The 19,674-nt window shown below is 61.9% G+C and carries 19 protein-coding genes and 1 pseudogene; 9 read left to right on the top strand and 11 right to left on the bottom strand.

Features of this window, described 5'->3' with window-relative positions:
- Positions 1-6: 6 nt before the first annotated feature.
- The 4 genes from AC07OJ_RS12465 to dadA form a co-directional block, all read right to left on the bottom strand.
- Positions 7-555 carry a cupin domain-containing protein gene (locus AC07OJ_RS12465; protein WP_003176893.1) on the bottom strand — a complete coding sequence of 183 codons (549 nt, stop codon included), beginning with the start codon at positions 553-555 and terminating at the stop codon, positions 7-9.
- A 116-nt stretch (positions 556-671) separates the two neighbouring features.
- Positions 672-1,745, bottom strand: a complete 1,074-nt coding sequence (alr, locus tag AC07OJ_RS12460; RefSeq protein ID WP_201146138.1) for an alanine racemase — start codon at positions 1,743-1,745, stop codon at positions 672-674.
- 80 nt (positions 1,746-1,825) lie between these two features.
- Positions 1,826-2,179: a RidA family protein gene (locus AC07OJ_RS12455; RefSeq protein WP_495094602.1), complete on the bottom strand. Its 354-nt coding sequence runs from the start codon at positions 2,177-2,179 to the stop codon at positions 1,826-1,828.
- The gene (gene dadA, locus AC07OJ_RS12450) at positions 2,151-3,452 is read right to left on the bottom strand and encodes a D-amino acid dehydrogenase (protein ID WP_120450497.1); all 1,302 of its coding nucleotides are present in this window, start codon (positions 3,450-3,452) and stop codon (positions 2,151-2,153) included. The genes AC07OJ_RS12455 and dadA overlap by 29 nt, the downstream gene beginning before the upstream one ends.
- A gap of 156 nt (positions 3,453-3,608) precedes the next feature.
- Here dadA and AC07OJ_RS12445 point away from each other — a divergent pair, with 156 nt between their 5' ends.
- Entirely contained in the window at positions 3,609-4,097 is a 489-nt protein-coding gene (locus AC07OJ_RS12445) for an Lrp/AsnC ligand binding domain-containing protein (RefSeq protein WP_003176896.1), read from the top strand.
- Positions 4,098-4,195: 98 nt separating this feature from the next.
- Here AC07OJ_RS12445 and AC07OJ_RS12440 read toward each other — a convergent pair whose 3' ends face one another.
- Positions 4,196-4,549, bottom strand: a complete 354-nt coding sequence (locus tag AC07OJ_RS12440; RefSeq protein WP_016975913.1) for a YkgJ family cysteine cluster protein — start codon at positions 4,547-4,549, stop codon at positions 4,196-4,198.
- Positions 4,550-4,664: 115 nt separating this feature from the next.
- Between AC07OJ_RS12440 and AC07OJ_RS12435 the strand changes: the two genes are divergently transcribed.
- Positions 4,665-5,957, top strand: a complete 1,293-nt coding sequence (locus tag AC07OJ_RS12435) for an NAD(P)/FAD-dependent oxidoreductase (RefSeq protein ID WP_495094601.1) — start codon at positions 4,665-4,667, stop codon at positions 5,955-5,957.
- On the opposite strand, the gene AC07OJ_RS12430 is transcribed toward AC07OJ_RS12435, so the two are convergent.
- On the bottom strand, positions 5,958-6,182 hold the full coding sequence (locus AC07OJ_RS12430; protein WP_120450501.1) for a DUF1127 domain-containing protein: 225 nt from the start codon (positions 6,180-6,182) through the stop codon (positions 5,958-5,960).
- 167 nt (positions 6,183-6,349) lie between these two features.
- Here AC07OJ_RS12430 and AC07OJ_RS12425 point away from each other — a divergent pair, with 167 nt between their 5' ends.
- Positions 6,350-7,774, top strand: coding sequence for an aminotransferase-like domain-containing protein (locus AC07OJ_RS12425; protein WP_065902472.1), 1,425 nt, complete (start codon positions 6,350-6,352; stop codon positions 7,772-7,774).
- 62 nt (positions 7,775-7,836) lie between these two features.
- Positions 7,837-9,405 carry a phospholipase D family protein gene (locus tag AC07OJ_RS12420; RefSeq protein WP_106802296.1) on the top strand — a complete coding sequence of 523 codons (1,569 nt, stop codon included), beginning with the start codon at positions 7,837-7,839 and terminating at the stop codon, positions 9,403-9,405.
- A 60-nt stretch (positions 9,406-9,465) separates the two neighbouring features.
- Here the strand turns inward: AC07OJ_RS12420 and AC07OJ_RS12415 are convergent, their stop codons facing one another.
- Positions 9,466-10,608: an MFS transporter gene (locus AC07OJ_RS12415; protein ID WP_213551321.1), complete on the bottom strand. Its 1,143-nt coding sequence runs from the start codon at positions 10,606-10,608 to the stop codon at positions 9,466-9,468.
- Between the two features lie 188 nt (positions 10,609-10,796).
- Complete coding sequence (locus tag AC07OJ_RS12410) at positions 10,797-12,290, bottom strand: aldehyde dehydrogenase (protein ID WP_065902478.1); 1,494 nt, start codon at positions 12,288-12,290, stop codon at positions 10,797-10,799.
- Between the two features lie 230 nt (positions 12,291-12,520).
- Between AC07OJ_RS12410 and AC07OJ_RS12405 the strand changes: the two genes are divergently transcribed.
- Positions 12,521-12,883, top strand: a complete 363-nt coding sequence (locus AC07OJ_RS12405) for a cupin domain-containing protein (protein WP_065902480.1) — start codon at positions 12,521-12,523, stop codon at positions 12,881-12,883.
- A gap of 70 nt (positions 12,884-12,953) precedes the next feature.
- Here AC07OJ_RS12405 and rpmG read toward each other — a convergent pair whose 3' ends face one another.
- The gene (gene rpmG / locus AC07OJ_RS12400; protein ID WP_003176906.1) at positions 12,954-13,109 is read right to left on the bottom strand and encodes a 50S ribosomal protein L33; all 156 of its coding nucleotides are present in this window, start codon (positions 13,107-13,109) and stop codon (positions 12,954-12,956) included.
- An 11-nt stretch (positions 13,110-13,120) separates the two neighbouring features.
- Positions 13,121-13,354 (bottom strand): 50S ribosomal protein L28, encoded by a 234-nt coding sequence (gene rpmB, locus AC07OJ_RS12395; protein ID WP_003176907.1) that lies wholly within the window; start codon positions 13,352-13,354, stop codon positions 13,121-13,123.
- A gap of 458 nt (positions 13,355-13,812) precedes the next feature.
- Between rpmB and AC07OJ_RS12390 the strand changes: the two genes are divergently transcribed.
- Entirely contained in the window at positions 13,813-15,405 is a 1,593-nt protein-coding gene (locus AC07OJ_RS12390) for an ABC transporter substrate-binding protein (protein WP_065902482.1), read from the top strand.
- Between the two features lie 101 nt (positions 15,406-15,506).
- On the opposite strand, the gene radC is transcribed toward AC07OJ_RS12390, so the two are convergent.
- A complete protein-coding gene (gene radC / locus AC07OJ_RS12385) occupies positions 15,507-16,181 on the bottom strand; it encodes a RadC family protein (RefSeq protein WP_065902483.1) in 675 nt (224 codons plus the stop codon).
- Positions 16,182-16,335: 154 nt separating this feature from the next.
- On the opposite strand from radC, the gene coaBC reads away from it, so the two are divergent.
- From coaBC to AC07OJ_RS12370, 3 genes and pseudogenes are all read left to right on the top strand, one after another.
- Entirely contained in the window at positions 16,336-17,544 is a 1,209-nt protein-coding gene (gene coaBC, locus AC07OJ_RS12380) for a bifunctional phosphopantothenoylcysteine decarboxylase/phosphopantothenate--cysteine ligase CoaBC (RefSeq protein ID WP_010207499.1), read from the top strand.
- A 5-nt stretch (positions 17,545-17,549) separates the two neighbouring features.
- Positions 17,550-18,005: a dUTP diphosphatase gene (dut, locus tag AC07OJ_RS12375; protein WP_065902484.1), complete on the top strand. Its 456-nt coding sequence runs from the start codon at positions 17,550-17,552 to the stop codon at positions 18,003-18,005.
- Between the two features lie 241 nt (positions 18,006-18,246).
- Positions 18,247-19,668, top strand: a pseudogene (locus AC07OJ_RS12370) (phosphomannomutase/phosphoglucomutase); the annotation flags it as partial.
- Positions 19,669-19,674 lie beyond the last annotated feature (6 nt).

The following is a 19,674-nucleotide window of genomic DNA, read 5'->3' as shown; positions in this document are numbered from 1 at the left end:
CTATTGTTAAAAGTTCGCGGGTGTGGCTGCGCTGATTAGTCGCGCCGGCACGTCGAACGGGTTGCGAAAACGATGCGGCTTAGTGCTTTCAAAGTAGTAGCTATCGCCGGCTTCGAGCACAAAAGTTTCAAGACCGACCACCAGTTCCAGACGACCTTCCACCAGAATCCCGGTTTCTTCGCCTTCGTGGGTAAGCATTTCTTCGCCCGTGTCGGCGCCCGGCGGGTAGATTTCGTTGAGAAAGGCAATGGCCCGGCTCGGGTGTGCGCGGCCGACCAGTTTCATGGTGACGGCGCCGTCAGAGATGTCGATCAGCTCATTGGCTTTATAGACGATCTGCGTCGGTATTTCCTGGAGGATCTCCTCGGAAAAGAACTCGACCATCGACATGGGGATGCCGCCCAGCACCTTGCGCAAGGAGCTGATCGAGGGGCTGACACTGTTTTTTTCGATCATCGAAATGGTGCTGTTGGTGACACCCGCGCGCTTGGCGAGCTCACGCTGGGAAAGACCCTTCAGTTTACGGATGGATTGCAGTCGTTCGCCGACGTCCAATGCAGGTGCCTCCTAGGATTCAGGCTTTGTTGTAGTTGAGCGTTATCATGGCGACAGCGTTCAGTATTTACAACACTTGGGCCTAAATCCCGGGCAGCGGCGTTCGTAGCGTGCGATCAAGCGCCGGAATAGAGCCTTGGCACCCGACGCAGGTTGCAGAAGATCTGGTAGGGAATGGTCTCGGCGGCGGTCGCGATATCACTCGCGAGGATGTTTTTGCCCCACAGCTCCACCGTGGAACCCAGGCCCGCTTCAGGCACGTCGGTGAGGTCGATGCACAGCATGTCCATGGACACACGCCCCAGCAACTGAGTGCGCTGCCCTGCCACCAGCACCGGCGTACCGGTCGGCGCATGGCGCGGGTAGCCATCGGCGTAACCCATGGCGACCACGCCGATGCGCATCGGTTTTGGCGTGATGAACTTGGCGCCATAGCCCACAGGCTCGCCGGCTGGCAGCTCGCGCACGCAGATGACTTTGGATTCCAGGGTCATCACCGGCTGCAAACGCGCGGCGATGGCCTGGTTTTCGCCAAACGGCGTCGCGCCGTAGAGCATGATGCCCGGGCGCACCCAATCGCTGGAGACATTCGGCCAGCCCATCACCGCCGGCGAATTGCGCAGGCTGACCTCGGCCGACAAGCCTTGGCGCGCCGCCTCGAACACCGCTACCTGTTCATTGCTGCGCACGCAATCGAGTTCATCGGCGCGGGCGAAGTGGCTCATCAATACAATCTTGGCCACTTTGCCGCTGGCCAGCAGGCGCTGGTAGGCCTCGTGGTAATCCTTGGGATGCAGACCGACGCGGTGCATGCCCGAATCCAGCTTGAGCCACACGGTGAGCGGCTTGCTCAACACCGCCTGTTCGATTGCCTCCAATTGCCACAGCGAATGCACCACGCACCAGAAATCGTGCTCGATGATCAGCGGCAACTCGTCGGCTTCAAAAAAACCTTCGAGCAGCAACACCGGCGCACGAATGCCGCCAGCACGCAGCTCCAGCGCCTCCTCGATGCACGCCACGGCGAACCCATCCGCCTCGGCTTCCAACGCCTGGGCAACGCGAACGGCGCCATGGCCATAGGCATCCGCCTTGACCACGGCGAGGGCTTTTGCCCCGGTCACTTCACGGGCCAATTGGTAGTTGTGGCGCAGGGCTTCAAGGTCGATCAGGGCACGGGCAGGACGCATGGCGGCAGGCTTCTAGGCGGCAGAGTGAAGAAAAAACCGGCACCGACCAACCACTTCGGCACCGGGAGAGGGATCGTTGTTTAAGGCAGCGCGGCCACGACGGACAGCTCGACCAGGATTTGCGGCTCGCACAGCTTCGCCTCAACCGTGGCACGGGCCGGAGCGACGCCTTTGGGCAGCCACTTGTCCCATACCGCATTCATGCCGGCGAAATCGGCGTCGATGTCCTTCAGGTAAATCGTCACCGACAGCAGCTTGGTCTTGTCGGTACCGGCCAGGTCGAGCAGCCGCTCGATATTGGCCAGGGTTTCAAGGGTCTGCTGTTCAATCCCGGCATTCATGTCGTCGCCGACTTGCCCGGCCAGATACACGGTACCGCTGTGAACGACGATCTGGCTCATGCGCTCATTGGTGAGCTGGCGCTGGATTGACATGTTTTGCGGACTCCTGGTGGTTGCCATAACGGGAAATATCGAGACCTTCGGCGCTGATTTGCGGTGTTTTCTTCGCCATCAAATCAGCGAGCAAACGACCGGAGCCACAGGCCATGGTCCAGCCGAGGGTGCCGTGGCCGGTATTCAGGAACAGGTTCTTGAACGGGGTGGCACCGACAATCGGCGTGCCGTCGGGGGTGGTCGGGCGCAGGCCGGTCCAGAATGTGGCTTCGGTCAAATCGCCGCCCTGAGGATAAAGGTCGTTGACGATCATCTCCAGGGTTTCGCGCCGACGCGGGTTAAGCGACAGGTCAAAACCGGCTATTTCAGCCATGCCGCCGACGCGAATGCGGTTGTCGAAACGGGTGATCGCGACCTTGTAGGTCTCGTCGAGAATGGTCGACGTCGGGGCCATCGCCGGATTGGTGATCGGCACGGTCAGCGAGTAACCCTTGAGCGGGTACACCGGGGCCTTGATCCCCAACGGCTTGAGCAACTTCGGCGAGTAGCTGCCCAGCGCCAGCACGTAGCGGTCGGCCGTTTCCAGCTTGCCGTCGATCCAGACGCCGTTGATGCGGTCGCCGGCGTAGTCGAGGCGCTGGATGTCCTGTTCAAAACGGAACTCCACACCCAACTGCTTGCACATGTCGGCCAGGCGCGTCGTGAACATCTGGCAGTCGCCAGTCTGGTCGTTCGGCAGCCGCAGGGCACCGGCGAGGATATCGGTGACGCTGGCCAGGGCAGGTTCAACGCGGGCAATGCCGGCGCGATCGAGCAGTTCGAACGGAACGCCAGACTCCTTGAGGACCGCGATGTCCTTGGCAGCCCCATCCAACTGGGCCTGGGTGCGGAACAGCTGGGTAGTCCCCAGGCTGCGGCCTTCGTAGGCAATGCCGGTCTCGGCGCGCAATTCGTCGAGGCAGTCACGGCTGTACTCGGACAGGCGGACCATGCGCTCTTTGTTCACCGCATAACGGCTGGCGGTGCAATTGCGCAGCATCTGCGCCATCCACAGGTATTGATCGATATCGGCGGTGGCCTTGATGGCCAGGGGCGCGTGGCGCTGCAGCAGCCACTTGATGGCCTTGAGCGGCACGCCCGGTGCTGCCCATGGCGACGCATAACCTGGGGACACCTGGCCGGCGTTGGCGAAACTGGTCTCCATGGCCGCGGCGGGCTGGCGGTCGACGACAACCACCTCGAAACCGGCCCGAGCCAAATAGTAGGCACTGGTCACACCAATGACGCCGCTACCCAAGACCAGAACGCGCATTTTTATATCCTCATCACGGGCTTAGCCGCTGACGTGTGTTATTCGAGCAATGATGGGCGCAGTATAAAAAGCAATCGCCAGTGCATTTCACTATATAAATGCCTATATTTGGCGACAATTCTCGGCAAAAACCCTTTTCACAGAGGCGTATCCCCTATGCGTACCAACACCCAGACCAAGCGGGAGCTGGACAAGATCGACCGCAATATCCTGCGCATCCTGCAGACCGATGGGCGTATTTCGTTCACGGAGCTGGGAGAAAAGGTCGGGCTGTCGACCACGCCGTGCACCGAGCGGGTTCGTCGGCTGGAGCGTGAAGGGATCATCATGGGCTACAACGCACGACTCAATCCGCAGCATTTGAAGGGGAGTTTGCTGGTATTTGTCGAGATCAGCCTGGATTACAAGTCCGGCGATACCTTTGAAGAGTTCCGCCGCGCCGTGCTGAAACTGCCCCACGTGCTGGAATGCCACCTGGTGTCAGGCGACTTCGATTACCTGGTGAAGGCGCGGATTTCCGAGATGGCCTCGTACCGCAAATTGCTCGGCGATATCCTGCTCAAGCTGCCCCACGTGCGGGAGTCGAAGAGCTATATCGTGATGGAAGAGGTGAAAGAGAGCCTGAACCTGCCGATCCCGGACTGACCTCACAGCGCAGATCACTGCAGGCGCCGGCTTGCCGGCGCTAGCGATTTTAGCGTCGATATCTTCATCGCCAGGCCTGCGTCTACCGCTTGATCGGGTTACACCAGCACCTGCCGGGTGCTCGCCATGTATTCGTGGATCTGCTTCTCGACCCGCGGGTGAATCAGCTCCACCGGCCGCCGCCCATTCGGGCATGGCAAGGTCTTCGTCGTGCCGAACAGGCGACAGATCAGCGGGCGCTCGTCATACACGGTGCAGCCATTGGGGCCCAGGTGCACACAGTTCAGCTCATCCATCGCCGCGTCCTGCTCGGCGGCGGTCTTGCGTGGCAGGCGCGACATTTCCTCGGGCGAAGTCGTCACCGGCCCACAGCAATCATGGCAACCGGGGACACACTCGAACGAAGGAATCTGTCGACGCAGCGCGCTGATTTTCTGACTGTTGCAACTCATCGAAACACGTACCGAACGGCGAATAGGCGTGGATTCTGACGCAAAACGCCCTGCGCAGACAGCTTCGTCCGACCGCTGTATCCTGCGTCAAATTTTCCAAACAGGGATGCTCCCGATGACTGCCAGCGCCCGGCACACCAATTCCTACTACGCCGCCAGCAGCGTGCCGCAGCCCGATTACCCGGTGTTGACGGGGGATGTGCGCGCCGATGTTTGCGTGGTCGGCGGTGGTTTTTCCGGGCTCAACACCGCCCTGGAGCTGGCCGAGCGCGGCTTCAGCGTGGTGTTGCTGGAAGCGCGCAAGATCGCCTGGGGCGCCAGTGGGCGCAATGGCGGCCAGCTGATTCGCGGCGTCGGCCACGGTTTGGAGCAATTCACCCCGATCATCGGCAGCGACGGCGTGCGCCAGATAAAGCTGATGGGCCTGGAAGCCGTGGAAATCGTGCGTGAACGCGTCGAGCGCTACCAGATCTCCTGCGACCTGACCTGGGGCTACTGCGACCTGGCCAACAAACCCCGGGACCTGCAAGGCCTCGCCGAAGACGCCGAAGAACTGCGCAGCCTGGGCTATCGCCACGAGGTGCGCCTGCTGCAAGCCGGCGAAATGGGCAGTGTGATCGGCTCCGGACGCTACGTGGGCGGCATGATCGACATGGGCTCCGGCCATCTGCACCCGCTGAACCTGGCGCTGGGTGAAGCCGCCGCCGCGCAGCAATTGGGCGTGAAGCTGTTCGAGCAGTCCGAAGTCACGCGGATCGACTACGGCCCTGAAGTCAACGTTCACACCGCCCACGGCAATGTACGCGCCAAGACCCTGGTACTGGCCTGCAATGCCTACCTCAATGGCCTCAACCCCCACTTGAGCGGCAAAGTGTTGCCCGCCGGCAGCTACATCATCGCCACCGAGCCGTTGAGCGAAGCCCAGGCCGCCGAGCTGTTGCCACAGAACATGGCGGTGTGCGACCAGCGCGTGACGGTGGATTACTTCCGCCTGTCCGCCGACCGTCGCCTGCTGTTCGGCGGTGCCTGCCACTATTCCGGACGCGATCCCAAGGATATCGGCGCCTATATGCGACCGAAGATGTTGCAAGTGTTCCCCCAGCTGGCCGAGGCGAACATCGATTACCAGTGGGGCGGCATGATCGGTATCGGCGCCAACCGTCTGCCGCAGATCGGCCGGCTCGCCGATCAACCCAATGTGTATTACGCCCAGGCCTATGCGGGCCACGGCCTCAACGCCACGCACCTGGCGGGCAAGCTATTGGCCGAGGCCATCAGCGGCCAGCAACAGGGGCGTTTCGATCTGTTCGCCCAGGTGCCGCACATCACCTTCCCCGGCGGCAAGCACTTGCGCTCGCCGCTGCTGGCGCTGGGCATGCTCTGGCATCGCTTCAAAGAGCTGCTCTGATCAATCCCGCCAGAACGGTTTCAACCCTTCCTGGCGCGCCTGTTCAGCAGACAATCCGACATCACGCAATTGCTCGCGGGTCAGGTGCAGCAAGGCCTTGCGCGTGTGGCGGCGGTGCCAGAACAGACTCCAGCGGCTGATATCGCGCGGCGCCGTCGCCCGCTCCTGCCCTGCCTGCAATTCCTGACTGTGTAACATCAGTCGCACATCGCTCATGCCGTTCATTGTCTTGCCCCTCAATTGCCCTGTTGCCATGAGTGACTAGAATGGGTGAGCGGGCAAAACCATTACAGATTCAACCAACTTTTATTAAATCCATACAGACACTGCCTATGCGCGGCTGAATCCTGTATTTTCCCCGTATCTGTACTGGTCTCCCGGGAGCGACCGCCATGACGCTTTACATCAATCTCGCCGAATTGCTGGGCACACGCATCGAGCAAGGCTTCTATCGCCCCGGTGATCGACTGCCCTCCGTGCGGGCCTTGAGCGTCGAACATGGGGTCAGCCTGAGCACCGTGCAGCAGGCGTATCGGATGCTCGAAGACAACGGCCTGGCCATGCCCAAGCCCAAGTCCGGCTACTTTGTACCGGTCAGCCGTGAGCTGCCGGCCTTGCCCGAGATCGGTCGCCCGGCCCAACGACCGGTGGAGATTTCCCAGTGGGACCAGGTGCTCGAGCTGATTCGCGCAGTACCGCGCAAAGATGTCATACAGATGGGTCGCGGCATGCCGGATGTATTGTCGCCCACCCTGAAGCCGCTGCTGCGCAGCCTTGCACGCGTCAGCCGGCGCCAGGATCTGCCAGGCCTGTATTACGACAACATCCTTGGCTGTATGGAGCTGCGCGCGCAGATTGCACGGCTGTCATTGGATTCCGGCTGCCAACTCACCGCCGAAGACATCGTGATCACCACCGGCTGCCATGAAGCGCTGTCGGCCAGCATCCACGCGATCTGCGAGCCGGGCGACATCGTCGCAGTGGATTCGCCGAGCTTTCACGGCGCCATGCAGACTCTCAAGGGCCTGGGCATGAAAGCCCTGGAAATCCCCACCGACCCGCTCACCGGGATCAGCCTCGAAGCCCTGGAACTGGCGCTGGAGCAGTGGCCGATCAAGGTCATCCAACTGACCCCCAACTGCAACAACCCGCTCGGCTACATCATGCCCGAGGCGCGCAAACGGGCGTTGCTGACCCTGGCCCAGCGTTTCGACGTGGCCATCATCGAAGACGATGTGTATGGCGAACTGGCCTACAGCTACCCGCGCCCGCGCACCATCAAATCCTTCGACGAAGACGGCCGCGTGCTGCTGTGCAGCTCGTTCTCGAAAACCCTCGCGCCGGGCCTGCGCATTGGCTGGGTCGCGCCGGGACGCTACCTCGAGCGGGTGCTGCACATGAAATACATCAGCACCGGCTCCACCGCCACCCAGCCGCAGATTGCGATTGCAGAGTTTCTCAAGGGCGGCCATTTCGAACCGCATTTGCGGCGGATGCGCACCCAATACCAGCGCAATCGCGACTTGATGCTTGATTGGGTCAGCCGTTATTTCCCGGCGGGTACCCGCGCCAGCCGCCCGCAAGGCAGCTTCATGCTGTGGGTCGAGCTGCCGGAAGGCTTCGATACGCTGAAGCTCAACCGCGTCCTGATGGAACAAGGCGTACAGGTGGCGGTAGGCAGTATCTTTTCTGCGTCCGGCAAGTACCGCAATTGCCTGCGCATGAACTACGCTGCCAAGCCAACCCCGCAGATCGAAGAAGCGGTACGCAAGGTCGGTGCCGCCGCAATCAAGATGCTTGCCGAGGTTGCAGACTGACCTTTCACCGAAAATAGCCGTCATATACCCACAACCGCCCTGACCTGGAAGCAGTGCCCTTGATGATTCGACGGCTTTTACCGTTTTTACTGCTGGGCGCCTTGACGCTGGGCGGCTGCGCAACCATCGATTCCCCGCGCATCCCCAGCGATGCCCTGCCCGCTGCGCAGTCTTCCTTCGGTCGCTCGATCCAGGCCCAGGCGGCGCCCTATCAAGGTCGCTCCGGCTTTCGCCTGCTGCCCAACAGCAGCGAAGCGTTCATGGCCCGCGCCGAGCTGATCCGCAATGCCCAGACCAGCCTCGACCTGCAGTACTACATCGTCCACGACGGCATCAGCACGCGGATGCTCGTGGATGAACTGCTCAAGGCCGCCGACCGTGGCGTACGCGTGCGCATCCTGCTCGACGACACCACCAGCGACGGCCTCGACCAGATCATCGCCACCCTCGCCGCTCATCCCAAGATCGAGATCCGCCTGTTCAACCCCCTGCACCTGGGGCGCAGCACCGGCGTGACGCGGGCCATGGGGCGGCTGTTCAACCTGTCGCTGCAACACCGGCGCATGCATAACAAACTGTGGCTGGCAGATAACAGCGTGGCCATCGTTGGCGGGCGCAACCTGGGCGATGAGTATTTCGATGCCGAGCCCAACCTGAATTTCACCGACATCGACATGCTCAGCGTCGGGCCGGTGGCCGAGCAACTCGGCCACAGCTTCGACCAGTACTGGAACAGCGCGCTGAGCAAGCCCATCGACGACTTTGTCGCCAACACGCCGTCCAAAGGCGACCTGGCCGCTGCCCGTGTACGCCTGCAAGACTCCCTGGCCGAGTCGCGCCAGCAGAATCACGCGCTGTACAACCGCTTGCGCACCTACCAGACCCAGCCGCGCATGGACACCTGGCGCCGCGAGCTGATCTGGGCCTGGAACCAGGCGCTGTGGGACGCACCGAGCAAGGTATTGGCCAAGGCCGATCCGGACCCGCGATTGCTGCTCACCACACAGCTGGCGCCGGAACTTGAGGGCGTCAATCACGAGCTGATGATGATTTCGGCGTACTTCGTGCCGGGGCAACCGGGCCTGGTGTACCTGACCGGGCGCGCCGACGCCGGCGTGTCGGTGAGCCTGCTCACCAACTCCCTGGAAGCCACCGACGTGCCAGCCGTGCATGGCGGCTACGCGCCCTACCGCAAGGCGCTGCTGGAGCATGGGGTGAAACTCTATGAACTGCGCCGCCAACCGGGCGACCCCAGCGCAGGCAGTGGGCCGCACCTGTTCCGACGCGGCACCTTTCGCGGCTCGGACTCCAGCCTGCACAGCAAGGCGATGATCTTCGATCGCGAGAAGTCGTTTATCGGCTCGTTCAATTTCGACCCGCGCTCAGTGCTGTGGAACACCGAAGTCGGCGTGCTGGTCGACAGCCCCGAACTGGCGGAGCACGTGCGCAACCTGGCGCTGCAAGGCATGGCCCCAGCCTTGAGCTATGAGGCGAAACTGCAGGACGGCAACGTGGTGTGGGTGACCGAAGATAACGGCCAGTTACACACAATCACCGAAGAACCCGGCAGTTGGTGGCGTCGCTTCAATGCCTGGTTCGCCACCTCGGTGGGGCTGGAACGCATGCTCTAAAACGACACAGATCAACTGTGGTCGCTGGCAAGCCAGCGCCTACGGTGAATGCATTTCAAGTCAGGCCGGTTGTGCGGCGCCGAATGCGCCTTGACGCAGCAACAGCACGACCAGGCCCAGCGAGCCCGCCGCCATCAGCAACGGCAGTGCATGCCCGCTGATCCACTGGCTGCCGGCACCGGCCACCAGAGGGCCGATCAGGCATCCGATCCCCCACAATTGCGCCACGTGGGCATTGGCGCGCACCAGCGCGTCATCGCGGTAGCGCTCGCCGATCAGGATCAGCGACAGCGTGAACAACCCGCCGGCACTCGCCCCGAACAGCACCCACACCGGCCAGATCAGCGGCGTGTGCATCAACAACGGAATCGCCAGGCTCGAAACCAGCAACAGCAGCGCACAACCCAGGAACAGCGTGCGCCGTGGCAGGTAATCGGCCAACGCGCCGATGGGCAACTGCAGCAACGCATCGCCGACCACCACCGTGCTGACCATTGCCAGGGCAATCTCGGCAGTGAAGCCCTGTTGCAGGCAATATACCGGCAGCAGGGTGAGAATCATCGCCTCGAAGGCGGCGAACAGTGCCACCGCCCAGGCAATCGCCGGCAGGCTCAGGCAGAAGCGCCACAGGTCGCCGAAGGTCACGCTGAACGAATCGGCGGTCGGCGCGCCGGAGCGTCCCAGCAACAGCAACGGCGCGACCATCAACAAGCCGACGCCGACCCAGAAACCGTAGTCATGGTCTGTGCCAATCAGGCCCAGCAGCAACGGCCCCGACAGTTGGCTCAAGGCATAACTGCAGCCATACAGGGCCACCAGGCGACCGCGCCACTGCTCCACCACCAACTGGTTGATCCAGCTTTCACCGAGAATGAACACGATGGTCAGGATCACCCCGATCATCAGGCGCAGCACCAGCCACACCGGATAGCTGGGCAGTATCGCCAGCAAGCCGATAGACACCGCGCCGGCCCACAGGCACAGGCGCATCAGGTTGGCGGTGCCCAGCCACGCGGCCAGCCGGCTGGAGACTTTCGCACCCAGCAGCACGCCGAAGGCCGGCATCGCCGCCATCACGCCGATGGCAAAACTGCCATAGCCCCAGCCCTCCAGGCGCAGGGATACCAACGGCATGCTCACGCCCAGCGCCAGGCCGACGCTGAGCACCGAGGCCAGCACGGCGAAGTAAGTCGCCCAACGCATGTCCACGCTCCTGTGGATAATTTTCGAGTTCACACAGAACAGCGTGGGAGCAGGCTTATGTGGGAGCCGGGCTCGCCCGCGATGCAGACACCTCGGTTTTTCAGTTGCACCGAGGTGATGCTATCGCCGGCAAGCCAGCGCCTACACAAGCCGGCTCCCACATTTGGCCGGCGGTGTTGCCTACAGGCTTACAGCTTGATCCAGGTCGCCTTCAGCTCGGTGTACTTGTCGAACGCGTGCAGCGACTTGTCGCGACCATTGCCCGACTGCTTGAAGCCACCAAATGGCGCAGTCATGTCGCCGCCATCGTACTGGTTGACCCACACGCTACCGGCGCGCAGCGCTTTGGCAGTCAGGTGCGCCTTGGAGATATCCGCCGTCCACACCGCTGCGGCCAGGCCGTATTGGGTGTCGTTGGCGATGGCAATCGCCTCTTCAGCGCTGTCGAAGGTGATCACCGAGAGCACCGGGCCGAAAATTTCTTCCTGGGCGATCTTCATGGCGTTGGTCACACCGTCGAAAATCGTCGGTTCGACGTAGGTGCCGCCGGTTTCTTCCAGGGTGCGCTTGCCGCCCGCCACCAGCTTGGCGCCGTCAGCATGGCCGGCTTCGATGTACGAGAGCACGGTGTTCATCTGCTGGGTGTCCACCAATGCGCCGACGTTGGTCGCCGGGTCCAGCGGATTGCCCGGCTTCCAGCCTTTGAGGGCCTCGATTACCAGCGGCAGGAATTTATCCTTGATGGAGCGCTCGACGAGCAGGCGCGAACCCGCAGTGCAGACTTCGCCCTGGTTGAAGGCGATCGCCCCGGCGGCGGATTCGGCGGCGGCTTGCAGGTCCGGCGCATCGGCAAACACGATGTTCGGGCTCTTGCCACCGGCTTCCAGCCACACGCGCTTCATGTTCGACTCGCCGGAGCGGATCAACAGCTGCTTGGCGATCTTGGTGGAACCGGTGAACACCAGAGTGTCGACGTCCATGTGCAGCGCCAGCGCGTTGCCCACTGTATGGCCGTAGCCCGGCAGCACGTTGAAAACGCCTTTCGGAATACCGGCTTCAACGGCCAGGGCCGCGATGCGAATGGCGGTCAGCGGGGACTTTTCGGACGGCTTGAGGATGACCGAGTTACCGGTGGACAGCGCCGGGCCGAGTTTCCAGCAGGCCATCATCAGCGGGAAGTTCCACGGCACGATGGCACCGACCACGCCCACTGGCTCGCGGGTCACCAGGCCCAGTTGATCGTGCGGGGTGGCGGCGACTTCGTCGTAGATCTTGTCGATCGCCTCGCCGCTCCAGCTCAGCGCGTTGGCAGCGCCGGGCACGTCGATGCCGAGGGAGTCACTGATGGGCTTGCCCATGTCGAGGGTTTCGAGCAGCGCCAGCTCTTCGGCATTGTCCTTGAGCAGCGCGGCGAAACGAATCATCGCGGCTTTGCGCTTGGCCGGTGCAAGGCGCGACCAAACGCCGGAATTGAAGGTGGCGCGGGCATTTTCTACCGCACGCTGGGCGTCGGCGACGTCACAGCTGGCAACGGTGGCCAGCAGGCGGCCATCGACCGGGCTGATGCATTCGAAGGTGTCGCCGGAAGCGGCGGCGGTGTATTCGCCGTTGATGTAGGCGCGACCTTCGATCTTCAGATCCTTGGCGCGTTGTTCCCAGTCGGCACGGGTCAGGGTGGTCATGCGAGTGTCCTCCTCTTATTGAATACAAGGGCCAGGTGATGTCCCCCGGCAGCCTCAAAGAATTCTTGCCCGGCCAGCCTGCTGTTCGGCTCAAGGCGGCTACCACCCTAAACCAGCGGCTGGGGATGTTTCAATATATTTGACATAACGCCGGTAAACGCCCTTGCGATGTTCATTTTAATAAACATAGACTTTGGGCTCTCCAACCGCAGGCCAGACGGGACACGCACATGAGCATCCAGGACATCGTCGACTTCAGCCAGGCCAATACCGCCCCAGACCGCTACCGCCCCGCCGCGGAAAAAATCCTCAAGGGCGACCCCGAACAAACGATCTACAACCACTACAACAGCCCGTGCGGCCAGATGAGTGCCGGGGTCTGGGAAGGTGAAGTCGGGCAATGGAAGGTCAACTACACCGAGCACGAGTACTGCGAGATCGTGCAGGGTGTTTCCGTGCTGCGTGATGCCGAGGGCAACGCCAAGACCTTGCGCGCCGGCGACCGATTCGTGATCCCCGCCGGCTTCAGCGGCACCTGGGAAGTGCTGGAGCCGTGCCGCAAGATCTACGTGGTGTTCGAGCAGAAAGCCTGATCCGGCAAATCCGAGGCAAAAAAAAGCCCGTATCGTGAGATACGGGCTTTTTCACAAGGAGGAAAATCAATTACTTGATTTTGCCTTCTTTGTAGATCACGTGCTTGCGAACGCGCGGGTCGAACATTTTCTTTTCGAGCTTGTCCGGGGTAGTACGCTTGTTCTTGTCGGTAGTGTAGAAGTGACCAGTACCGGCGCTAGAGATCATTCGAATCAATTCACGCATGATAGAGCTCCTTAGATCTTGCCAGCGGCGCGGATTTCGGCCAGCACGACAGTAATGCCACGCTTGTCGATGATGCGCATGCCTTTGGCGGATACGCGCAGGCGTACAAAACGTTTCTCTTCTTCAACCCAGAAGCGGTGATGCTGCAGGTTCGGCAGGAAACGACGACGGGTTTTGTTATTTGCGTGGGAAATGTTATTCCCAGTCACCGGACCCTTACCGGTAACTTGACAGACTCTCGACATGCCTCAGCCCTCTAAAACCACATGCCCAACCCGGCATGGGTTGGCCGCTTAATCTCTCAGTCATTTGGCGCCAGGCGCCGCGTTTCTTTAGGGTCTTACCGGCTACACCTACAAGCGAAGGAACCGGGCCCCTAGAAAAGAGCGCTGCTTTATACCAGAAAGACCCCAGTGCAACAACAGCCCGTGTGTTTTTCCCGGCGTAAATCTCGGCGACAGACGCCCGAACCGTTGCCAGGAGGGGCCGCTGCAACAGCCGACCGCTCGTCGCACAGAATGATTTACAGCGGCATTGCGCGCGGCAAAGCGCACGACGAAACGCGCTGAGGCGCCATCAAAACAGCATTTGAGGCAAAAGCACAGGCAAAAATGGGCTAGTCATTTATCCGGCAGACCACTACGGTAGGACTTTTCCAGACTGCACTCGCAGATGGGCCTTCGATCTGCAAAGGAAACCGAACATGCGCCTCGCTGCCCTACCGCTATTGCTAGCCCCTCTATTTATCGCGCCGCTGGCATCTGCCGCCAGCAACCTGAGCGTCTGCACCGAGGCCAGCCCCGAAGGGTTCGATGTGGTGCAATACAACTCGTTGACCACCACCAACGCCTCGGCCGACGTGCTGATGAACCGCCTGGTGGACTACGACGCCGCCAGCGGCAAACTGGTGCCCAGCCTGGCGGACAGCTGGGAAGTCTCGCCAGACGGCCTGACCTACACGTTCAAGCTGCACCCGGAGGTGAAATTCCATCGCACCGACTACTTCACCCCAAGCCGCACACTGACCGCCGAAGACGTGCGTTTCAGCTTCGAACGCATGCTCGACCCGGCCAACCCATGGCACCAGATCGCTCAGAGCGGTTTCCCGCATGCACAGTCCCTGCAATTGCCCACCCTGGTCAAGAAGATCGACGCCCTCGACCCGCTGACCGTGCGCTTTACCCTGGACCACGCCGACTCCACCTTCCTCGCCGCCCTGAGCATGGGCTTTGCCTCTATCTACCCGGCCGAATACGCCGACAAACTGCTCAAGGCCGGCACCCCGGAAAAACTCAACAGCCAGCCAATCGGTACCGGCCCGTTTATCTTCAGCCGTTTCCAGAAAGACGCCGTGGTGCGCTACAAGGCCAACCCGGACTACTTCGCCGGCAAACCGGCTGTGGATAACTTGATCTTCGCCATTACCCCTGACGCCAACGTGCGCCTGCAGAAATTGCATCGCGATGAATGCCAGATCGCCCTGTCGCCCAAGCCCCTGGATGTCGGCGAGGCCGAGAAGGATCCCGCACTCAAGGTAGAAAAGACTGCCGCCTTCATGACCGCCTTCGTCGCCATCAACAGCCAGCACCCACCGCTGGACAAGCCCGAAGTGCGCCAGGCGATCAACCTGGCCTTCGACAAGGCCAGCTACCTCAAGGCCGTGTTTGAAGGCACCGCCGAAGCCGCCAACGGCCCCTACCCGCCCAACACCTGGAGCTACGCCAAGGATCTGCCGGGTTATCCACAGGACCTCGCCAAGGCCAAGGCACTGCTGGATCGCGCCGGCCTCAAGGACGGCTTCAAGACCACGATCTGGACACGCCCCACCGGCAGCCTGCTGAACCCCAACCCTAACCTCGGGGCGCAATTGCTGCAGGCTGACCTGGCCAAGGTCGGCATCCAGGCCGAGATTCGCGTGATCGAATGGGGCGAACTGATTCGCCGCGCCAAGGCCGGCGAGCACGACCTGCTGTTCATGGGCTGGGCCGGCGACAACGGCGACCCGGATAACTTCCTGACTCCGCAGTTCTCGTGCGCGGCGGTAAAATCCGGCACCAACTTCGCCCGTTACTGCGACCCGGCGCTGGACAAGCTGATCAGCGCCGGCAAGACCACCAACGAGCAAGGCGTGCGCAGCAAGCTGTATCAGCAGGCCCAGGCACAGATCCAGCAGCAGGCACTGTGGCTACCGCTGGCACACCCGACGGCGTTTGCCCTGGCGCGCAAGAACGTCGAGGGATACCAGGTGAGCCCGTTCGGGCGCCAGGACTTTTCCAAGGTCAGCGTGAAACCTTGACCATCCTCTTGTAGAAGCCGAGTTGCCGACGATGGCGTCCGTTAAATCCCTGGTAATTTTGCGGATGTCATTGCCAGCACGCCGGCTCCTGCTGAAAGCACTTACATCCATCCATATTCGGCCATCGACAGTGGGTCACCATCGCCCACGATGATGTGATCCAGCACCCGCACATCCACCACCTCCAGGGCTTTTTGCAGCAGCTTGGTCAATTTTCGATCAGCCGCGCTGGGCTCCACGCTCCCCGATGGATGGTTGTGGCACAAGATCAAGGCCGCAGCGTTGTACGCCAGGGCGCGCTTCACCACCTGCCGGGGATAAACGGTCGCGGCGTCGATAGTGCCCTGGGACAGCGCCTCGAAACCCAGCACCCGGTGCTTTGAATCCAGGAACAGGCAGCCGAAGATCTCGTGGGGTTCATGACGCAACAGGGCCTTGAGGTAATCGCGCACCGCCACCGGATTTTCCAGCACCGAGTCGCTGCGCAGCCGCTCGGCCAGATGCCGTCGGGACATTTCCAGCACGGCCTGCAATTGCGCAAACTTCGCCGGGCCGAGGCCCAGATGCTGGCTGAACAGCGTCTGGCTGGCTTCCAGCAGCGGGCGCAGGCCGCCAAATTGCGCCAACAGATGGCGCGCCAGGTCCACTGCACTCCTGCCAGAAACCCCGGTCCGCAGGAAGATTGCCAGCAACTCGGCGTCGGACAGACTCGCCGCCCCCCACTCCAGAAGTTTCTCCCGCGGCCGTTCTGCCAATGGCCAATCGCGAATACTCATCTCACCTCCCTCTCCCTATGCGCCACATGTACGCCGCTGTTGCACGGCAGGCGCTGTGTTATCGTAGGCCCTCTTTTTTGCATGCGATTTCACCTGGGGAGGGGGCATCGCACGCGTCACTGAACTGGCATCACTGAACTGGAAAGGCAAACCAATGCAGCGTCTGTATCGGAAACGCATCGTTCTCGGCGTCGGCGGCGGCATTGCCGCCTACAAGAGCGCAGAGCTGGTCCGCCGGCTCCTGGACCAGGGCGCCGAAGTGCGCGTGGTCATGACCCGCGGCGGCAGTGAGTTCATCACCCCGCTGACCATGCAGGCCTTGTCCGGGCACCCGGTTCACCTGGACCTGCTGGACCCGGCGGCCGAAGCTGCCATGGGCCATATCGAGCTGGCCAAATGGGCCGACCTGGTATTGATCGCCCCGGCCACTGCCGACCTGATCGCCCGCCTGGCCCAGGGCATCGCCGATGACCTGCTGACCACCCTGGTACTGGCCACCGACGCCACCGTCGCCATCGCTCCGGCCATGAACCAGGCCATGTGGCGCGACCCGGCCACCCAAGCCAATACTCAACTCCTGCAAAGCCGTGGCCTCAAGGTGTTCGGCCCGGCCTCCGGCAGCCAGGCCTGCGGCGACGTCGGCATGGGCCGCATGCTCGAAGCCACTGACCTGGCGCTGTGCGCCGCCGAGTGCTTCCAGCACCTGGCCCTGACCGGCAAGCACGTGCTGATCACCGCCGGCCCGACCCAGGAAAACATCGACCCGGTGCGCTACATCACCAACCATAGCTCAGGAAAAATGGGCTTCGCACTGGCCGAAGCCGCGGTCGAGGCAGGCGCACGCGTCACCCTGATCACCGGTCCGGTGCATTTGCCGACCCCCGATCGCGTCACGCGAATCGACGTAGTCAGCGCGCGGGACATGCTGGCGGCCTGCGAGGCGGCTATTCCCTGTGATTTGTTTATCGCGTCCGCTGCGGTTGCAGACTACCGCCCGGAAGTCGTCGCCCCGCAAAAGCTCAAGAAAGACCCTACGAGCGGCGACGGCCTGCTCCTGCAAATGGTGCGTAACCCGGACATCCTGGCCACCATCGCCACGCGTGCGGACCGTCCGTTCAGCGTCGGCTTTGCCGCCGAGACCGAGCACCTGCTGGACTACGCCGCACGCAAACTGAAAGACAAAAACCTCGACCTGATCGTTGCCAATGATGTCGCCAACCCGAGCATCGGCTTCAACAGCGAGGAAAATGCCATCAGCGTGATCGACCGCGAGTTGCACGCCACCGTTTTCGCCCAGACCAGCAAGGGCAAGATTGCCCGCCAACTGATCTCTTTTATCGCCCAACGGCTGAACCAGGTTTAATTTCCATGCACGCTTTGCAAGCCAAGATCCTCGACCCACGCATCGGCACCGACTTCCCACTGCCGGCCTACGCCACCCCGGGCTCCGCCGGCCTGGACCTGCGCGCCATGCTCAAGGAAGACACCGTCCTCGAGCCGGGCCAGACCATCCTGATTCCCACCGGCCTGTCGATCTATGTCGGCGACCCAGGCCTGGCGGCGCTGATCCTGCCGCGTTCCGGCCTGGGCCACAAACACGGGATCGTGCTGGGTAACCTGGTCGGCCTGATCGACTCCGACTACCAGGGCGAGCTGATGGTGTCGTGCTGGAACCGTGGCCAGACTGCGTTCAACATCGCGGTCGGCGAGCGCATTGCCCAACTGGTGCTGGTGCCCGTGGTGCAGGCGCATTTCGAACTGGTTGAGCAATTCGATGAAACACAACGTGGCGCAGGGGGGTTTGGGCATTCCGGCAGTCACTGACTAAGCTGATTCTGGCCGGGCGTCACTGCCCGGCTCGACGCCCACCGCAAGGCTTTTCAGGACGAAGAATGCGCGGACTTAATCATCAAGATTTCCCCTTTTAAATCAATGCATTACGGCATAGAACAGTCGGATCGCAAGCGCCGATGGCATTTTTGCACCACGAACTCTCTGCCGAAAACACCGTCATACCCTTCAGTTTGAGCCTGCCGGTCCGCCACTTTAAGGCCAGCCTTGCCCCCTTCAGATGGAGTTTCCCCCCGCGATGAGTACCGCAGCCCGAGTAGCCCCGACATTCCCCGACAGCATCTTTCGCGCCTATGACATCCGTGGCGTAGTGCCCAAGACCCTGACCGCCGAAACCGCCTACTGGATCGGCCGCGCCATCGGCTCCCAGAGCCTGGCCCAGGGTGAGCCCAATGTTTCGGTCGGCCGTGACGGTCGCCTGTCCGGCCCGGAGCTGGTGGAGCAACTGATCCAGGGCCTGGCCGACAGCGGCTGCCATGTCAGCGACGTCGGCCTGGTGCCCACGCCTGCGCTGTACTACGCCGCCAACGTGCTGGCCGGCAAGTCCGGCGTGATGCTGACCGGCAGCCATAACCCGTCTGACTACAACGGTTTCAAAATCGTCATCGCGGGCGACACTCTCGCCAACGAACAGATCCAGGCCCTGCATCAGCGCCTGAAGACCAACGACCTGACCAGCGGCAAAGGCAGCATCACCCGGGTCGACATCCTCCAGCGCTACTCCGATGAAATCACCCGTGACGTCAAACTCGCACGCCGCCTGAAAGTCGTGGTGGACTGCGGCAACGGCGCAGCCGGCGTGATCGCCCCGCAACTGCTCGAAGCCCTGAACTGCGAAGTGATCCCGCTGTTCTGCGATGTCGACGGCCACTTCCCCAACCACCATCCGGATCCTGGCAAGCCTGAGAACCTGGTCGACCTGATCGCCAAGGTCAAGGAAACCGGCGCCGACGTCGGCCTGGCCTTCGACGGCGACGGCGACCGCGTGGGCGTGGTGACCGAAACCGGCGAGATCGTGTTCCCGGACCGCCTGCTGATGCTCTTCGCCCGTGACGTGGTGGCGCGCAATCCCAACGCCGAGATCATTTTCGACGTCAAGTGCACCCGCCGTCTCACCCCGCTGATCAAGGAATATGGCGGCCGCCCGCTAATGTGGAAGACCGGTCATTCGTTGATCAAAAAGAAAATGAAGGAAACCGGCGCCCTGTTGGCCGGCGAAATGAGCGGTCACGTATTCTTCAAGGAACGCTGGTTCGGCTTTGACGACGGCATTTACAGTGCTGCGCGCCTGCTGGAGATCCTCAGCAAGGAAAAATCCACCGCGCAAGGGCTGTTTGAGACCTTCCCGAACGATATTTCTACGCCAGAGATCAATATCCATGTGACCGAGGAGAGCAAATTCAGCATCATTGACGCACTGCACGATGCGCAATGGGGTGAAGGCGCCAACCTGACCACCATTGATGGTGTGCGAGTCGATTACGCCAAAGGCTGGGGCCTGGTGCGCGCATCCAACACCACACCGGTGCTGGTGTTGCGCTTCGAGGCGGATACCGAGGCTGAGTTGCAGCGCATCAAGGACGTGTTCCACGCCCAGTTGAAACGTGTTGCCCCTGATCTCCAATTACCGTTCTGATTTTTT

The sequence above is a fragment of the Pseudomonas sp. GW821-FHT09C08 genome (assembly GCF_059418125.1).
This window is presented reverse-complemented; position numbering and strand designations above follow the sequence as displayed.